10 protein-coding genes are annotated in these 14,911 nt (G+C 74.8%); 3 read left to right on the top strand and 7 right to left on the bottom strand.

The features are described 5' to 3' along the window. The 5 genes from JOF36_RS28930 to rpmB form a co-directional block, all read right to left on the bottom strand. Positions 1–2,916: an FAD-binding and (Fe-S)-binding domain-containing protein gene (locus tag JOF36_RS28930; protein WP_210036313.1), complete on the bottom strand. Its 2,916-nt coding sequence runs from the start codon at positions 2,914–2,916 to the stop codon at positions 1–3. Positions 2,917–3,023: 107 nt separating this feature from the next. Then, positions 3,024–4,094, bottom strand: a complete 1,071-nt coding sequence (locus JOF36_RS28925; RefSeq protein ID WP_210033191.1) for an SDR family oxidoreductase — start codon at positions 4,092–4,094, stop codon at positions 3,024–3,026. 34 nt (positions 4,095–4,128) lie between these two features. After that, complete coding sequence (locus JOF36_RS28920; RefSeq protein WP_210033189.1) at positions 4,129–5,973, bottom strand: glycoside hydrolase family 15 protein; 1,845 nt, start codon at positions 5,971–5,973, stop codon at positions 4,129–4,131. 149 nt (positions 5,974–6,122) lie between these two features. Beyond that, positions 6,123–6,614: a MarR family winged helix-turn-helix transcriptional regulator gene (locus tag JOF36_RS39510; protein WP_210033187.1), complete on the bottom strand. Its 492-nt coding sequence runs from the start codon at positions 6,612–6,614 to the stop codon at positions 6,123–6,125. 130 nt (positions 6,615–6,744) lie between these two features. After that, the gene (gene rpmB, locus JOF36_RS28910) at positions 6,745–6,936 is read right to left on the bottom strand and encodes a 50S ribosomal protein L28 (protein WP_020627372.1); all 192 of its coding nucleotides are present in this window, start codon (positions 6,934–6,936) and stop codon (positions 6,745–6,747) included. A gap of 146 nt (positions 6,937–7,082) precedes the next feature. Here rpmB and JOF36_RS28905 point away from each other — a divergent pair, with 146 nt between their 5' ends. Together JOF36_RS28905 and JOF36_RS28900 are read left to right on the top strand one after the other, a co-directional pair. Beyond that, the gene (locus JOF36_RS28905; RefSeq protein WP_307862644.1) at positions 7,083–8,861 is read left to right on the top strand and encodes a DAK2 domain-containing protein; all 1,779 of its coding nucleotides are present in this window, start codon (positions 7,083–7,085) and stop codon (positions 8,859–8,861) included. Next, positions 8,862–11,027 (top strand): ATP-dependent DNA helicase RecG, encoded by a 2,166-nt coding sequence (locus tag JOF36_RS28900; protein WP_210033185.1) that lies wholly within the window; start codon positions 8,862–8,864, stop codon positions 11,025–11,027. Positions 11,028–11,304: 277 nt separating this feature from the next. Here JOF36_RS28900 and JOF36_RS28895 read toward each other — a convergent pair whose 3' ends face one another. Next, positions 11,305–13,482 (bottom strand): HNH endonuclease signature motif containing protein, encoded by a 2,178-nt coding sequence (locus tag JOF36_RS28895; protein WP_210033183.1) that lies wholly within the window; start codon positions 13,480–13,482, stop codon positions 11,305–11,307. Positions 13,483–13,600: 118 nt separating this feature from the next. Between JOF36_RS28895 and JOF36_RS28890 the strand changes: the two genes are divergently transcribed. Beyond that, positions 13,601–13,798, top strand: coding sequence for a hypothetical protein (locus JOF36_RS28890; protein ID WP_210033181.1), 198 nt, complete (start codon positions 13,601–13,603; stop codon positions 13,796–13,798). A 90-nt stretch (positions 13,799–13,888) separates the two neighbouring features. On the opposite strand, the gene JOF36_RS28885 is transcribed toward JOF36_RS28890, so the two are convergent. Continuing rightward, positions 13,889–14,788 (bottom strand): hypothetical protein, encoded by a 900-nt coding sequence (locus tag JOF36_RS28885; RefSeq protein WP_210033179.1) that lies wholly within the window; start codon positions 14,786–14,788, stop codon positions 13,889–13,891. Between the last annotated feature and the right edge of the window lie 123 nt (positions 14,789–14,911).

Raw genomic sequence — 14,911 nt, 5'->3', positions numbered from 1 at the left:
CTACTCCTTCTGAGCGTTGGTGCTGTCGGTGCTCGAAACGGGTGCCCGGAGGGCCTCGGCGAGATGGATCGCCCGCCTGCCCGGGGCGCCGTGGGCGATCTGGGTGCGGCAGCTGAACCCGTCGGCCAGCACGAGGGTCTCCGGGGCGGCGTCGCGCACCGCCGGCAGCAGGGCCTGCTCGGCACAGGCCATCGACACGTCGTAGTGGCCGGCCTCGAAGCCGAAGTTCCCGGCCAGCCCGCAACAGCCGGAGTCGAGCCGCTCGGCGTCGATCCCGGCCCGGCGCATCAACTCGGTGTCCGGGTCCGACCCGGTGATCGCGTGCTGGTGGCAGTGGGTCTGGACGATCGCGGCCCGGTCGAGCCGCGGCGGTGTCCAGCCGTGCGGGGCGTGCCCGAGCAGCGCCTCGGACAGGGTGGCGAACCGCCCGGCGAGGCGCTGCACGTCGGTGTCGCCAGGCAGCAGCTCCGGCGCGTCGGCGCGGAACACCGCGGTGCACGAGGGTTCCAGCCCGACGACGAGGGTGCCGGCCTCGATCCACGGGCGCAGCGCGGCCACGGTGCGCCCCAGCACCCGCTTCGCGATCCCCAGCTGCCCGGTGGAGATCCAGGTCAGGCCGCAGCACAGTGGCTCGGCCGGGACGTGGACGGTGAACCCGGCCGCCTCGAGCACCTCGACCGCGGCCCGCCCGACGTGCGGGTCGAAGTGGTTGGTGAAGGTGTCGGGCCACAGCACCACCGTCCGGGGGTCGCGGGGGTCGGCGGCGGGCCGGTCGCGGGTGGCCCACCACTCCTGCAGCGTCTGCCCGGCGAAGTGGGGGGCTACACGTTCCGGGGCGATCCCGACCAGGCGCTTCCCGAGCCGGGCCAGGACGGGCGCGTGCAGCGCGGCGTCGGCCGGGCCCGGTGCGAGCCGGGCCAGGCGCGCCCACAGCGGGAGCCAGCCCATCGAGTAGTGCGCGGCCGGGCGGACCCGGTGCCGGTAGTGCTGCGAGAGGAACTCGGCCTTGTAGGTGGCCATGTCCACGCCGACCGGGCAGTCGGACTTGCACCCCTTGCAGGCCAGGCACAGGTCCAGGGCGTCCCGGACCGCGCCGGACCGGAACCCGTCGGTCACCGCCGAGTCCGGATGCCCCTCGAGCATCTCGAACAGCAGCCGCGCCCGGCCGCGGGTGGAGTGCTCCTCGGAGCGGGTGACCTGGTAGGAGGGGCACATCACACCGCCCTGCGGGCTGCTGCGCCGGCACTCGCCGATCCCGACGCAGCGCATCACCGCGGAGGTGAAGCTGCCGCCGTCATCCGGATAACCGAACCCGGTCGCGTACGGCGTGGGGCGCCAGCCGGCGCCGAGCCGCAGGTTCTCGTCGACCCGGTACGGGTCGACCACCTTGCCCGGGTTCATCCGGTTGGCCGGGTCGAACAGGGCCTTGAGCTCGCCGAACCCGGCCACCAGCTCCGGGCCGAACATCCGCTCCAGCAGCTCGCCCCGGGCCTGCCCGTCACCGTGCTCGCCGGACAGCGAGCCCCCGAACGACACGACCAGGTCCGCCGCCCGTTCCAGGAACCGCCGGAAGTCGGTGACCCCGCCGGCGCTCTCCAGCCGGAACGGGATGCGGGTGTGCACGCAGCCGTGCCCGAAGTGGCCGTAGAGCGACGGCGCCCCGAGGCCGAACTCCGCGAACAGGTCGCGCAGCGCCCGCAGGTAGTCGCCGAGCCGTTCCGGGGGTACGGCGGAGTCCTCCCAGCCCTCCCAGGTGTCGTGCATCAGCGGGGCACGCGCGGTGACCCCCAGACCGGCCTCACGGGCGGCCATCATCTTCGCCGTCCGGGCGGGGTCGTCGGTGAGCGCGACGTCGTCGTCCTCGGTGTGCTTGCCGAGCGCGTCGAGCAGGGCGTGCGCGTGCGCGTCGCACTCGTCCTGGCTCTCGGCGCCGAACTGGATCATCAGCCACGCCTGCCCGCCGGGCAGTGCCCGGATCGAGTCCAGGTGGCTGCCGAGGTGTTCCATGATCTCGACGAGCCGGTGGTCCAGCGCCTCGACCTGCAGCGGGGTGTCCGGGCAGCCGTCCAGCACCGCGGGTACCGCGTCGGCGGCGGCGATGATGTCGTCGAAGCCCAGCACGAGCATGCTGGTGCAGGGCAGCGTGGGAACGAGGTCCAGCTCGGCGTGCAGGACGGTGGCCAGCGTCCCCTCGGACCCGACCAGCAGACGGGCGACGTCGAAGCCCTGATCGGGCAGCAGGGCGTCGAGGTTGTAGCCGGACACGCGGCGCGGGATGTCCGGGTACCGGTCGCGGACCAGCTCGCCGTAGCGGTCGCCCAGGTGCCGCAGGCCGCGGTAGAGCTGGGCGCGCTCGCCCGCCCCCGAGGTGATCGTCTCGAGTTCCTCGCCGGCGGTCGGTCCGACCCAGCAGCGCAGCCCGCCGTAGGTCGCGATCTCCAGCCGGCGGACGTTGTCGACGGTCTTGCCGTAGCGCTGCGCGGTGGAACCGCACGAGTTGTTGCCGATCATGCCTCCCAGCGCGCAGTGGCTGTGCGTGGCCGGGCGCGGACCGAACTGCAGGCCGTACCGGGCGAGCTGCGCGTTGAGGTCGTCGAGCACGATCCCGGGCTCGACGACGCAGGTCCGCGCGTCCGGGTCCACCGACACGAGCCGGTTGCAGTGCGCGGTCCAGTCGATCACCACGGCGGTGTTCGTGCCCTGCCCGCCGAGACTGGTACCGCCGCCGCGGGACAGGACGGGGACGTCGTGCTCGCGGCACACCGCCAGGGCCTCGGCGCCGTCGGCCACGGTGCGGGGGACCACCACCGCGATCGGCACCTGCCGGTAGTTCGAGCCGTCGGTGGAGTAGGCACCGCGGGCGGTCACGTCGAAGCGGACCTCCCTGCCGACGCGCGCCCGCAGCTCGGCCGCCAGCTGTCCGTGACCCGCCCTCTCCGGTACGACGAGCGTGAGGCCGGTCCGGTGGTCTCCCCGCGCCGGAGCCTCGCCGCCCGGCTGCGGAGCGCCGGGGCCCACCGGAGTCACCGCGGGCACCGGATCGGCCGGGCGGGGCGGGTGCGTAACGGGCGTACGGGCGGCCGCAGCCCGGCGGCGAGCACGGCCGTGCCCGCCAGACCCGCCAGGCCCGCCGTGACGAGCCCGCGGTGCCGGGAGCACCACAGCTGCGGGTCACGGGTACGGGACCACGCGTCGAAGGCACCGTGCGCGCCGTGGTCGCCACCGCCCGTGCCGTCTCCGTCGGCGGCGTCGTCCACCGGCGTCCACAGGTTGTCCCGCCGCGCGGGGTCCAGCGGCCGGTCGGTCTGCTGGGACGCGTAGCCGGTGCGGGCGAGGTAGCGGTCCAGCAGCGGCGAGGCGAGCTTCTCGCCGAGCGTGGTCGCGACGGTGCTGGAGCCGACCCGGTACAGCTTGCGGCGCGGGTGGTCGGCGGCGTAGAGCACCGCGTCCGCGGCCACCTCCGGCTGGTAGATCGGTGGTACCGGCTGGGGACGGTAGGGCAGCCGGGCCCGCACCCAGGAGAACTGGGGAGTGTTCACCGCCGGCATCTGCACCAGGGTCACGGCGACCCTGCTCCGGTCGTGGCGCAGCTCGACCTGCAGCGACGAGGTGAACCCGTTGATCGCGTGCTTGGCCCCGCAGTAGGCGGACTGCAGGGGGACCGAGCGGACGCCGAGCGCGGAGCCGACCTGGACGATCACCCCGGCGTCGCGGGGCCGCATCCGGTCCAGGGCCGCCCGGGTCCCGTGCACGAACCCCAGGTAGGTGACCTCGGTGACCCGGCGGAACTCCGCCGGCGCGATCTGGTCGAACGGCGCGAACACCGAGACGAACGCGGTGTTGACCCACACGTCGATCGGGCCGAACGTCCGTTCCGCCGTGGTGGCGGCGGCGTCGACGGCTCCGGCGTCGGCCACGTCGACGGGTATCGGCAGCGCCTGCCCACCGGCCCGCTCCACGTCCCGCGCCGCGCCGTCGAGCCCGGCCGCACCGCGTGCGAGCAGCGCCACGTTCGCCCCGCGCCGGGCGAAGCCGCGCGCGACGGCACGGCCGATTCCGGCGCTCGCACCGGTCACCACGACGGTCGGTGCCATGTGTTCCTCCTTCTCGGTCGTCGTCGGGCGCCGGTCATCGGGCCGTACCCGGCGGGTCGAGGTCCAACCGGACGGCGGCCTCGAGCAGCAGCGCGTGCACGAACGCCTGCGGCAGGTTGCCGCGCAGCTGGCGCTGCCCCACGTCGAACTCCTCGGAGAACAGGCCTGGTGGCCCGGCGGCGGAGCGGCCACGGTCGAAGAACCGGGCGGCGGTGACGCGGTCGCCCTGCTGGTCGGCGGCCAGCGCGACCAGGAAGTTGCACAGCAGGAAGGCGCCCTCGGCGTCGTCGAGCGGGCGCTCGTCGTGCCGGAACCGGTAGGCGTAGCCCTCGTCGACCAGCTCGGTGAGGTAGGCCGCGACGGTGGCGACGGTGCGCGGGTCGTCGGCGGGCACCGCGCCGCGCACCCCGGCCAGCAGCAGCGCGCCGTCGAGGCCGGGGTCCTCGGGTGCCCGTTGCCACCGGCCGCTCGCATGGGTGGCGTGCGCCGCCGTGTCGGCGAGCAGCCGGTCGGCGAGCGAGAGCAGGTCCGGCCCGCCCGGTCCGGCACCGCGCCCGGACCGGGTGGACGGGCAGGCGGCGATCGCGCGCAGGCCGGCGACGCAGAGGAGCCTGCTGTGCGTCCACCGCCGGTCGTCGAGCTCCCACACCCCGGCGTCCGGCTCGTTCCAGCGCTGCGCGATCGCCGACGTCGCGACCTCGGCCGCCCGGCGGCCGTCGGCGTCGAGCCGTCCCCGGCGGTCGGCCGCCGCGAGCAGCAGCAGGATCTCGCCGAACGCGTCGAGCTGGAACTGGGCATTGACCCGGTTACCGGTGCGGACCCGGCTGCCGGGGTAGCCGGGCAGATCGAGCGGGGTCTCGTCCGGGATCCGGCCGCCGCCCGCGGTGTAGGCGGGAGCGAGCGCGGCGCCGTCGGCGAGCACCCGCTCGGTCAGGAACCGGACGGCGTCGTCGAGCAGTTCGTCGACACCGGCCGCCGCGGCCGCCTGGCCCGCGTAGCACTGGTCACGCACCCAGACGTAGCGGTAGTCGTAGTTGCGGCCGGCCCGGAACCGTTCCGGCAGGCTGGTCGTCGCGGCCGCGACCATGCCGCCGGACGCGCTGGTCGACCCGCGCAGCACCGCGACGGCGTGGGTCGCGTCCCGGGGAGCGGCGGAGGTGGGCATCCGGGCGTCGCGGGGTGCGGTGGCCCGTGCCCAGGCCGCCTCGGTCGCCCGCCACACCTGCTCCGCACGCGGCGGCTCGTGCGGGAGCGGCCCGTCACCGATCTCGAGGACGAGATCGTGGGACTCGCCGTGGGCCAGGTCGAGCCGGGTGCTCAGCACCGGCCATCCGTCGGGGTCCTCGGCCACCCGGGCCGACCCGCCACCCTGCCAGCGCAGGTGCAGCGGCCCCGCGCGTCCGTGCCAACACCCCTCGTCGTGGTGCAGCTCGCGGTGGTGCAGCTCGCGCAGCCCGGCGGCACCGAACCCGGCCCGCGGTCCGAGTACCACCCTGACCTGTGCGTCTGCGGTCACCGCGGTGATCCGGCGCAGCAGGACCAGGCGGCCCGGGTCGCCGGGGAATGCCAGGGCCTCCCGGCACTCGGCCACGTCGTCGCCGACGATCCAGCGGTTGCGCCAGATCAGCGTCCCGGGCTCGTAGTACCCGCCCCACACGAAAGCCTCGGCAGGCTGCACGAGGTAGCGCCCGGGGCCGCCGAGCAGCGCCGAGAACACCGCGTCGGAGTCCCACCGGGGTGCGCACAGCCAGGCGATCTCGCCGTGCGGGTCGACCAGCGCGCCGCGTTCGCCGTCGGCCAGCAGCGCGTACTCCCGCAACACCTGCGGCCGGGCCGGTGGACACCTGTCCGCCGTGACCCCGGGCTGGTCACGCGACATCGCGGAGCGCTCCGATCCCCGGGCGTCCGCGCCGCTCGTCGTCACGGGCCGCGGCGGGCAGGCCGGGTGTAGGGACTGCCGACGCGGCGCGGGTACCCGCACCGGCGCTTCCCAACCACAAGACTTGCAGTCGGCAAGTCCGGGTGCTGCTACAGCACCGACCAGTGGCCGCCGCGCTCGGCGTCCGCTCCGTCGCACAGGCGCGTGACCAGCTGTGCCAGCCGGGTCTGCTCGTGCGGGCCGAGCACCGCGAGCAACCGGTCGAGCTCGGTCGCGCGGCGGTGCAGCACCCGCTCGACGATCTCGGTCCCGGCCGCGGTCGGTGCCAGACGCACGACACTGCGGTTGGGGCGCTCCCGGCTGCGGACGAGGTAGCCGGCGGCCTCCAGGTGGTCGGCCAGCCGGGTCACCGACGACGGCGCCGTCCCCAGCCGGTCGGCGGCCCGGGCGCTCGGCATCGGGCCGAGCTCGGACAGGACCAGCAGCAGCCGGAACTGCGGGAGCGACACGCCGGTGTCGAGTTGCTCGACCGCCTCCGTCGCGACCCCGACCAGCAGCCGGGTCATCCGCAACAGTGGCGCGACCGCTCCGGGAACCGCGGCGGGCTCACCGTCGCCGTCCGTGCCGCCCTCGCTCGTCACGCCGGCCAGTGTCGCACCGGCGGGAGCGTCACCGGCGGGTGCGGACGGCGACCGGCCCCGGGCACGACGAAGGCCCGGTCCCTGGTGGGATCCGGGCCTCCGGTGGTTCGGGTCTCGCTGCGCACCTACGTCAGACGCGGGTGACCTTCCCGGCCTTCAGGCACGAGGTGCAGGCGTTGATACGGCGGCGGTTGCCCCCGTTGATCGCGGCCCGCACGGTCTGGATGTTGGGGTTCCAGCGGCGGTGGGTGCGGCGGTGCGAGTGCGAGACGGACATGCCGAAGCCCGGACCCTTGCCACAGACGTCGCAGACGGCAGCCACGTCGGACACTCCTCAGGGTTGGTGAACAGTTCACAAAGCCCGGGCGTGCCGGGGCTCGGTCTGCCAGTCTAGCCAGCCCTTCACCGCGATCCTCGCGGGGGCCCGCCGCGGCGGGCCCGCCGGCGCGGCGCACCTACGCTGGCGGGGTGGCTCCGCCGTTCGACCCCGCGCTGCTGCGCCGCTGGATCGCTGCCGCCGCCGAGCGGCTCACGGCGGGCCGGGCCGAGATCGACCGGATCAACGTCTTCCCGGTCGCCGACCACGACACCGGATCGAACCTGCTGCTGACCATACGGTCGGCGGCGTCGGCGAGGCTGGACGGTGGTCCGGTCCGAGCCGCCGCCGCGCTCGCCGCCGCCGCGGTGCGCGGCGCCCGCGGCAACTCCGGGCTCATCCTCTCGCAGCTGTTCCGGGGGCTGGCCGACGAGCTCGCCGCGGGCCCCCAGCCGGCCGTCCACCCGCGCAGCGCCGGCGAGCTGCTGGCCGGCGCGCTGCGGCGGGCCGCGGCCCTCGCCACCGGTGCGGTGTCCTCCCCGCGGCCGGGGACCGCGCTCACCGTGCTGGAGGCCGCTGCCACGGCCGTCGCCGCGGCGGTCGCCTCCGCGGCGCCGGGCAGGGCGGAACGCGCTGCCGGCACCGGACAGAACCCCACCCGGACGCAGCGCCCCGGCGTCGGACCGGAAGCGGGTGTGCGGGAAGCGGGCGAGGCCGTCGCGGTCGGTGTGGCGCTCGCCGAGGCCGCCCGGGTCGCCGCGACCGCCGCCCGGGGCGCGCTCGCCCGGGCCGCCGGACGCCCGCCCGAGCTGGTCCGGGCCGGAGTGGTCGACGCGGGCGGGCTCGGGCTCGTCGTCGTGCTCGACGCGCTGGTCGCCGCTGCCGGGGGCACGCCGGGCCCGCCGCCGCCCGCCCGGATCGACGGGCCGGACGGGACGGCAGAGCCGGGCGGGACGGCAGAGCCGGGCGGGACGGCAGAGCCGGGCGGGACGGCAGAGCCGGGCGCCGGCGTGGACGGTGGTCCGGTTCCGCGGGTGCCGCAGCCGGTCTACGAGGTCACCTACTGGCTGGCCGACCCCGGGGTGGAGGCGCTGGAGCGGCTGCGGGCCCGGCTGTGCGGGCTCGGCGACTCCGTCGGCGTCGCCGGGGACGGTGCGGGCGGCTGCACGGTCCACGTGCACACCACCGAGGCCGGCCCGGCGGTCGAGGCGGGGCTGGCCGTGGGCCGGCCAGCGTCGATCCGGATCGAGGCGCTGCCGCCGGCGGTGCGGACCCGGGAGCGCGCGGTCCTGCTGATGATAGAGAGCAGCGGTGCGGGGGCGCTGGCCCGGGACTCCGGCGGGGACGTCCTGGTCGCCGATCCGGACCCGGCGCTCGGCGTGGTGCTCGCCGCGATCCGCGCCACCGGCGCCGGGCACGTCGCGGTCCTGCCGTGCGCCTCGCACCGCCGCACGGTCGCCGAGACCGCGGCCGAGCGCCTCCTCGGCGAAGGGGTGGAGGTCGTGGTGGTCCCGTCGTCGTCGGTCCTGCAGGGGCTGGCCGCGCTGGCCGTGCACGACCCCGGGCGGCGGGCCTCCGACGACGTCGTCGCGATGGCCGAGGCCGCCGCCGGCACCCGCACCGGCGGCCTGCAGATCGCCGACACCGAGGCGCTCACCTGGGCCGGTCGGTGCCGGCCGGGGGAGGTCCTCGGCATCTCCGACGGCGAGGTGGTGCTGATCGCCCCGGACCTCGCTGTCGGTGCCCTGTGGTTGGCTCACCGCATGCTCACTCCTGGTGGGGAACTGGTGACCGTGCTGCTCGGCTCGGCCGCCACCGATGCGCTGGGCGAGCAGTTCTCCGAGGACCTCCGGCGCACCCACCCGGAGGTCGACGTGCTGGTGCACCGCGGTGAGCAGAGTGACTTCCCGCTGGTGCTGGGGGTGGAGTAGGTGGACTGGGACACCGACAGCAGGCTGGCCGGCCCGATCGGGAAGAAGGCCGCGGACGTGCTGGCCCCGCTGGGCCTGGAGACGGTGGGCGACCTGTTGCGCCACTATCCGCGCCGCTACGTCGACCGGGGCCGGCTCACCGACATCGCCGGGCTGGTCCCGGGTGAGCACGCGACCGTCGTCGCCCAGGTGGAGAAGGCGACGCTGCGCGACATGCGCCGGCGCAACGGGCAGATGCTGCAGGTCGTGATCCGGGACGAGAAGGGCGGGCAGCTGGACTGCACGTTCTTCAGCCCGCACAAGGTCCGCCGCTTCATCCATCCGGGGGTGCGCGCGGTCTTCTCCGGCAAGGTCGGCACGTTCAACAAGCGGCCGCAGCTGACCCACCCGCAGTTCGAGGCGCTCGACGAGACCGACTCGCTGCGCCCGTTCCTGTCCGTCTACCCGTCGAGCTCCAAGATCACCTCGCAGGAGATCGCCCGGAGCGTCCGGCTGGCCCTGGAGCAGATCGACGACCCGACCGATCCGCTGCCCGAGGCGCTGCGGCAGCGGGAGCGCCTGCCCGAGCTGGGCCGGGCCCTGCGCCGCATCCACGTCCCGGAGTCCGAGGCCGACATCCACGCGGCCCGTACCCGCCTGGTCTGGGACGAGGCGCTCGGTGTGCAGCTGGCGCTCGCGCTGCGCCGCCACGACGCTCTCGCCCGCCCCGCCCCGGCCTGCCCGAGTACCGGTGGTGGCCTGCTCGCCGCGTTCGACGCCGACCTGCCGTTCCCGCTCACCGAGGGCCAGGAGGCCGTCGGTGCCGAGATCGCCGCCGACCTGGCGCGCGAGCACCCGATGAACCGTCTCGTGCAGGGCGACGTCGGCGCCGGTAAGACGATCGTCGCCCTGCGGGCGATGCTGCAGGTCCTCGACGCGGGCAAGCAGGCCGCGATGCTCGCGCCCACCGAGGTACTCGCCGCCCAGCACGCCCGGTCGCTGCGCGGCATGCTCGGCGCACTCGGCCGTGCCGGGGAGCTCGACGCCGCGGGGAACGCCACCTCGATCACCCTGCTGACCGGGTCGATGGGGGCGAAGGTCAAGCGGCAGGCGCTGCTCGACGCCCAGTCCGGCGCGGCGGGGATCGTCGTCGGCACGCACGCACTGATCCAGGACACCGTGGGTTTCGCCGACCTCGGCCTCGTCGTCGTCGACGAGCAGCACCGGTTCGGTGTCGAGCAGCGTGACGCACTGCGGGCCCGCGGCGCGACGGCGCCGCACATGCTGGTCATGACCGCGACCCCGATCCCGCGGACGGTCGCGATGACCGTCTACGGCGACCTGGCCGTCTCCGAGCTGAAGGGGCTGCCGCGCGGCCGTTCCCCGGTGGCGACCACGGTCGTCCCGCTGGCCGAGCACCCGGGCTGGATCGAGCGGGTCTGGCAACGGATCCGCGAGGAGGTCGAGCGCGGCCACCAGTGCTACGTCGTGTGCCCCCGGGTGGGCGGTACCGAGAAGGACGAGCCGGAGCTCGAGGAGCCCCCGAAGGACGACGACGCCGGCGACGACCGGCGCCCGCCGCTGGCCGTCCTGGACATCGCCCCGATGATCGACGAGAAGCTGGCCGGGCTGCGGGTCGGGATCTTGCACGGCAAGCTCCCGTCGGAGGAGAAGGACGCGGTGATGCGTGCCTTCGAGCGCGCCGAGCTGGACGTCCTGGTCGCGACGACGGTGATCGAGGTCGGTGTCGACGTGCCGAACGCGACCGGGATCGTGCTGCTCGACGCCGACCGGTTCGGCCTGTCCCAGCTGCACCAGCTGCGCGGCCGGGTCGGCCGGGGGAGCGCGGCGGGGCTGTGTCTACTGGTCACCGAGATGCCGGCGGCCACCGCCGCCCGGGAACGCCTCGACGCGGTCGCCTCCACCACCGACGGCTTCGAGCTCGCCCGCCTCGACCTGGAGCTGCGCCGCGAGGGCGACGTCCTCGGGTCCAGCCAGTCCGGCTCCCGGTCGGGCCTGAAACTGCTGTCGCTGCTGCGGCACGGTGACGTGATCGCCAAGTCGCAGGTCTACGCCCGGGACCTGGTGGAAAGCGATCCCGACCTGCACGAGCACCCGCGGCTGCGCGACCTGGTGGGCGAGACCCTCGGCGACGAGGAACGCGCGGCCTACCTCGACAAGGCCTGAAGACCGGGCCTGGATCGGACAGTCACGGGCGAGGCCGCCGTCGGGCAGGTCAGCCGGGTGGCGGCGGGCCCGGGCCGGTGGCGGCGCGTTCCTGCGCGACGTCGCCGCGACCACTCCAGGTGTACGGCCTCCGTATACCGGCCGGGGAGATCGGGCACAACTGCATCCGGGCCGACCGCGGTTCGAATTGGGCGTGTTGATCGTCCCCGATGGGGACGGCGCTGCGCTCCGTTCCTCACCCGCCTCGGGCGGTGGGGTGAGGAACGGTTCGCGATCGTCAGAACGGTGGTTCGTCCGGATCGTCCTCGGGCGGCGGCGCTCGGTCGGGTGCGTCGTCGATCGTGGGCGTCGTCGAGGGGTCGGGCTCGGGGAAGGTCGGCATGGCGTCGGCTTCCCGTTCTGCCGGCGACATCGGTGGAACGTGATCGGTGCCGCCGTCCGGAGAGAGCTCGGCCGGCGAGGCCGGGAGCGGGTCGGGCAGCGGCGGGCAGATCGGTTCGCCTCGGGTGGTGTAGCCGTGGCCCAGGGGGCTCGACCAGCAGAAGGTCCCGGGTGCGGGTTGGTGCAGCCGCCAGTGCCCGGCCGATTTGAGGGCATGATGCAGCACACAGAGCGGCCCGAGATTGTCCTCGACACTGCGGCCGCCGTGCTGGTGCTCGACGGTGTGGTCCTGCTGGGATTTGCGGGCGGGACGCCGGCAGCCGGGAAACCGGCAGGTTCGATCGCGGATCTCGACGTGGCGACGCAGCGCCGGGTGCGGGAACCGGGTGCAGGGCTGCTGGTCGAGAGCGGCGCGTAGCTGGTCCCGGCGGCCGTACTGGGCGGCGAGGTCGGCGATGACGGCTTCCCACCCGGCCGGTGGGTCGGCGGCGAGCTCGGCCAGCAGGGCGGCGGGAACCTGTAGCTCGACGACCCCACCGGCGCTCTGCGGTACCGGCGCGCGGTTCGCGGCCACGTGCGGAGCCGGTCGGCGTCGGGTGCCGCCGGCCAGCACCAGGTCGCCCGCGGGGTCGGTGACGGCGAAACGCCACCGGGCGTGCCGGTGCCGGGCGACGGCGTCCCGGGCGGGCTCGGCCAGGATCGGCCCCAGCCCCGCGAGCTCGGCCGGCTGCTCGTCACGTCCGAGCAGTGTGGACAACCGGATCCGGATCTCGAGCCCGGGACGAGCCCGCTCGGACGGTGCCGGTACGAGCCCGCGGCCGCCGATGCCCGTGTCGGTACCGGTGTCGTCGGCACCCGTGTCGTCGGTGCTGGTACCGCTGGCGCCGGTGCCGCCGGTGCGGGTGCTGGAACCGCCGGTGTCTGTGTCGAGGCCTGTGTTGTCGGTTCCTGTGCCACCAGCGCCTGTGCCACCAGCGCCTGAGTCAGAGTCTCTGTCGCTGGTACCTGCATCGCTGGTACCTGCATCGTCGGAGCCGGAGCCGGAGCCGGAGCCGGAGCCGGAGCCGGTGCCGGTACCGGTGCCGGTGTAGGCACCGGTGCCCGTGCCCTTGTCGTTGGCTGCGTGCCCGCGGTCGCCGGCGTCAGAGCCGTGGTCGGCGCCGTCGTCGTGGCCCCCGGCGCCGGTCGGCGCGGGGGCAGCGGCGTCGTCGTGGTCGCCGCCCTGGCCGGCACCGTCGTGGTGGTCGTCGGGGTGGGCGGCGCGGGCGAGCATGACGGCGATGATCTGGTCGTTGCTCAACGCGTGCACGCTGCCGTCGAGCAGCGCGGTGTACAGGTCGACGCGGAGGTGGGACAGGGTGGCGGGGTGGCCTGCCTCGCGTACGGCGCGGGCCAGGGCGTCGATGCGTTCACAGGCGGCCTGCGCGGCGGCGGGATCGAGCCCGGTCGCCGACAGCGTGGCCGTGCCGTCCCGGTCGAGGTAGCAGACGACCCGGCGTTCGCGCAGCGCGGCCTGGTAGCGGCGGCGGGCGGCCTCGGGATCGATGGCGATGATCATGCGTTGCAGCCGGGCGCGGAGTTGCCCGGTGGTCAGGCCGGGTGCCTGAGGCAGCAGCGCGGCGAGGACGCGGGTGATCTGGGCGTCGGTGAGCTCTTCGTCGCCGAGGTGGTCGGCGAACACCCAGGCTTTGGCGCGGTCGATCTTCCCCGCACGCAGGGCCGCGTGCACCGTGGGCAGCCGCCACACCAGCGTCTCGGCCAGCCCGAGCTCGCGCGCGGCGGCGTTCTCGGTCAGCGTCAACGCGGCCGCGATCTCGACGTAGCCGTTCGGGGCGGGCCGGTCGAGCCGCGCCACCGAGTCGGGCGCGGCGTCGAGGTCGCAGCGACCCACCTCGGCCATGACCGCGAGCTCCCCGGCATCGGCGAACGACCGCAGCCGCCGCCATGCCCGCAGCAGGTCGACCGTGTCGTGGTTGGCCACCCGCGCCGGGTCGATGCCGGCCAGCAGTGTGCACAGCTGCGGGCCCGGCGGGTGGTCCGCCAGGTCCTCGGGGGCTGTGACCGGCTGGTGCATACGTCGAACATACCGGCGGACACCGACAGTTTGCGCACCGTCGCAGGATTTTCTCGAAGAAACGTTCGAGAGAGTTGTGCGAGGTCGTGCGCTCGCTGTGTGATGTCTCAGAACATCGGTGACAGTTCTGCCTCAGGACATCGGTGACGATGATCTTGTCGCCGGCTTGGTTGCCGTCGCTGACGATGACGACCTGTCGGAATGCGTGGTCGACATCGATCTTGTGGAGCACCTTGTCGACGTGGAGGGTGCCGCTGGTGCTCACCGTTCTGACGCGGGCCAGCGCGGCGTGATCCATCCGGGCAGCCCTTGGTGAGGGCGCTGGGTGTTGCAGACGTGGTCGAACGCGTCGAATCACCACCGAGAACACCTAGGGTGTCACCGATGTCCTGAGACATCACAGCCGTCAGCTCCCCGGGAGCTCACCTCGGGCGTGCGCGTCGAGCTGGGCGCGGGCGGGTTTCGGCAGGTACACCACCCCGGCCCGGTCCAGCCGGTCCAGCTCGCTGCGGGCCCGGGCGTAGGCGGCCAGCCGTTCCGGCTCGGAGTCCGAGTCCCGGGCGGTGGTCAGTAGCTTGACCACCCGTTCCACGGTGCGCCGTTCCTCCGGGGCGAGCCCGGACAGCCGGATCCGGTCGGCGGCCTCGACCGCGGCCCGCCATGCCCGGCGGGCCTGGTCCACCGCGCGGACGTAGGACGCGCCGCACGGCTCGCCCGGGTAGCCGTCGGTGTCGAGGGCCTGGGCGGCGGAGAACGCGTCGACGAACCTGGCGGTGCTCCCGACCGAGACGTCGGACAGCGCGGGCCGGTGCAGCACCGCCATCGGGTCGGTCTCGTGCGCGACGAACTCCGCGCGGACCCGCTGGAAGTCGGCGCGGGCGCGGCGCCACGCCTGTTCGGCGCTCACCACGGCGGGGGCCGCGGGTGCCGGCGGCCCGGCCACCGGCCGGCGCACGGCAGTCTTCACGAAGGTGTAGGTGCCGACCGCCAACAGGCAGAGGAGCAGGACCGCCAGGATCTGCGTGACCACCGTGACCACCACCGCCACCGCCGTTCCCGCCAGGACCACCGCACCGGAGACCACCACGACCTTCGCCACCGGGTGCGACGGTGCGCCCCGGCGCCGCAGCCGCCGTTCCCGGCGGTGGTCGTACCGGACTGCCTGCCGGGCGGCCCGGTGTCCGGCCCGTGCCGCCTGCCGGGCGGCCCGGTGTCCGACCCGTGCCGCATCCCGGGCCGCCCGGTCGTTCCCGTGCCACGGGCCGGGGTGGCCGTGCCCGTGGCGGCCGTACGCGCTCCGCGTCATGACTCCTTGCTACCGGAACCGGCGCGATCGCGATGCGGTCCGACCGGGTGGGAGACGCGGCCGACGGCGCGGTCGTTCCGGCAGATGGTCGCCCGGTGGTACCGACCGCGTCCCACGTGTCAG

It is taken from the genome of Pseudonocardia parietis, from assembly GCF_017876315.1.
Lineage (GTDB): Bacteria > Actinomycetota > Actinomycetes > Mycobacteriales > Pseudonocardiaceae > Pseudonocardia > Pseudonocardia parietis.
Note: the sequence above shows the minus strand (reverse complement) of the source record. Positions and strands in the feature narration are given on the sequence as shown.

What these genes read in the sequence shown, in the direction of transcription:
- JOF36_RS28920 (WP_210033189.1), bottom strand. Translation starts at nt 5,973, where the DNA reads ATGTCGCGTGACCAGCCCGGGGTCACGGCGGACAGGTGTCCACCGGCC.
- JOF36_RS28895 (WP_210033183.1), bottom strand. Translation starts at nt 13,482, where the DNA reads ATGCACCAGCCGGTCACAGCCCCCGAGGACCTGGCGGACCACCCGCCG.
- JOF36_RS28885 (WP_210033179.1), bottom strand. Translation starts at nt 14,788, where the DNA reads ATGACGCGGAGCGCGTACGGCCGCCACGGGCACGGCCACCCCGGCCCG.
- JOF36_RS28925 (WP_210033191.1), bottom strand. Translation starts at nt 4,094, where the DNA reads ATGGCACCGACCGTCGTGGTGACCGGTGCGAGCGCCGGAATCGGCCGT.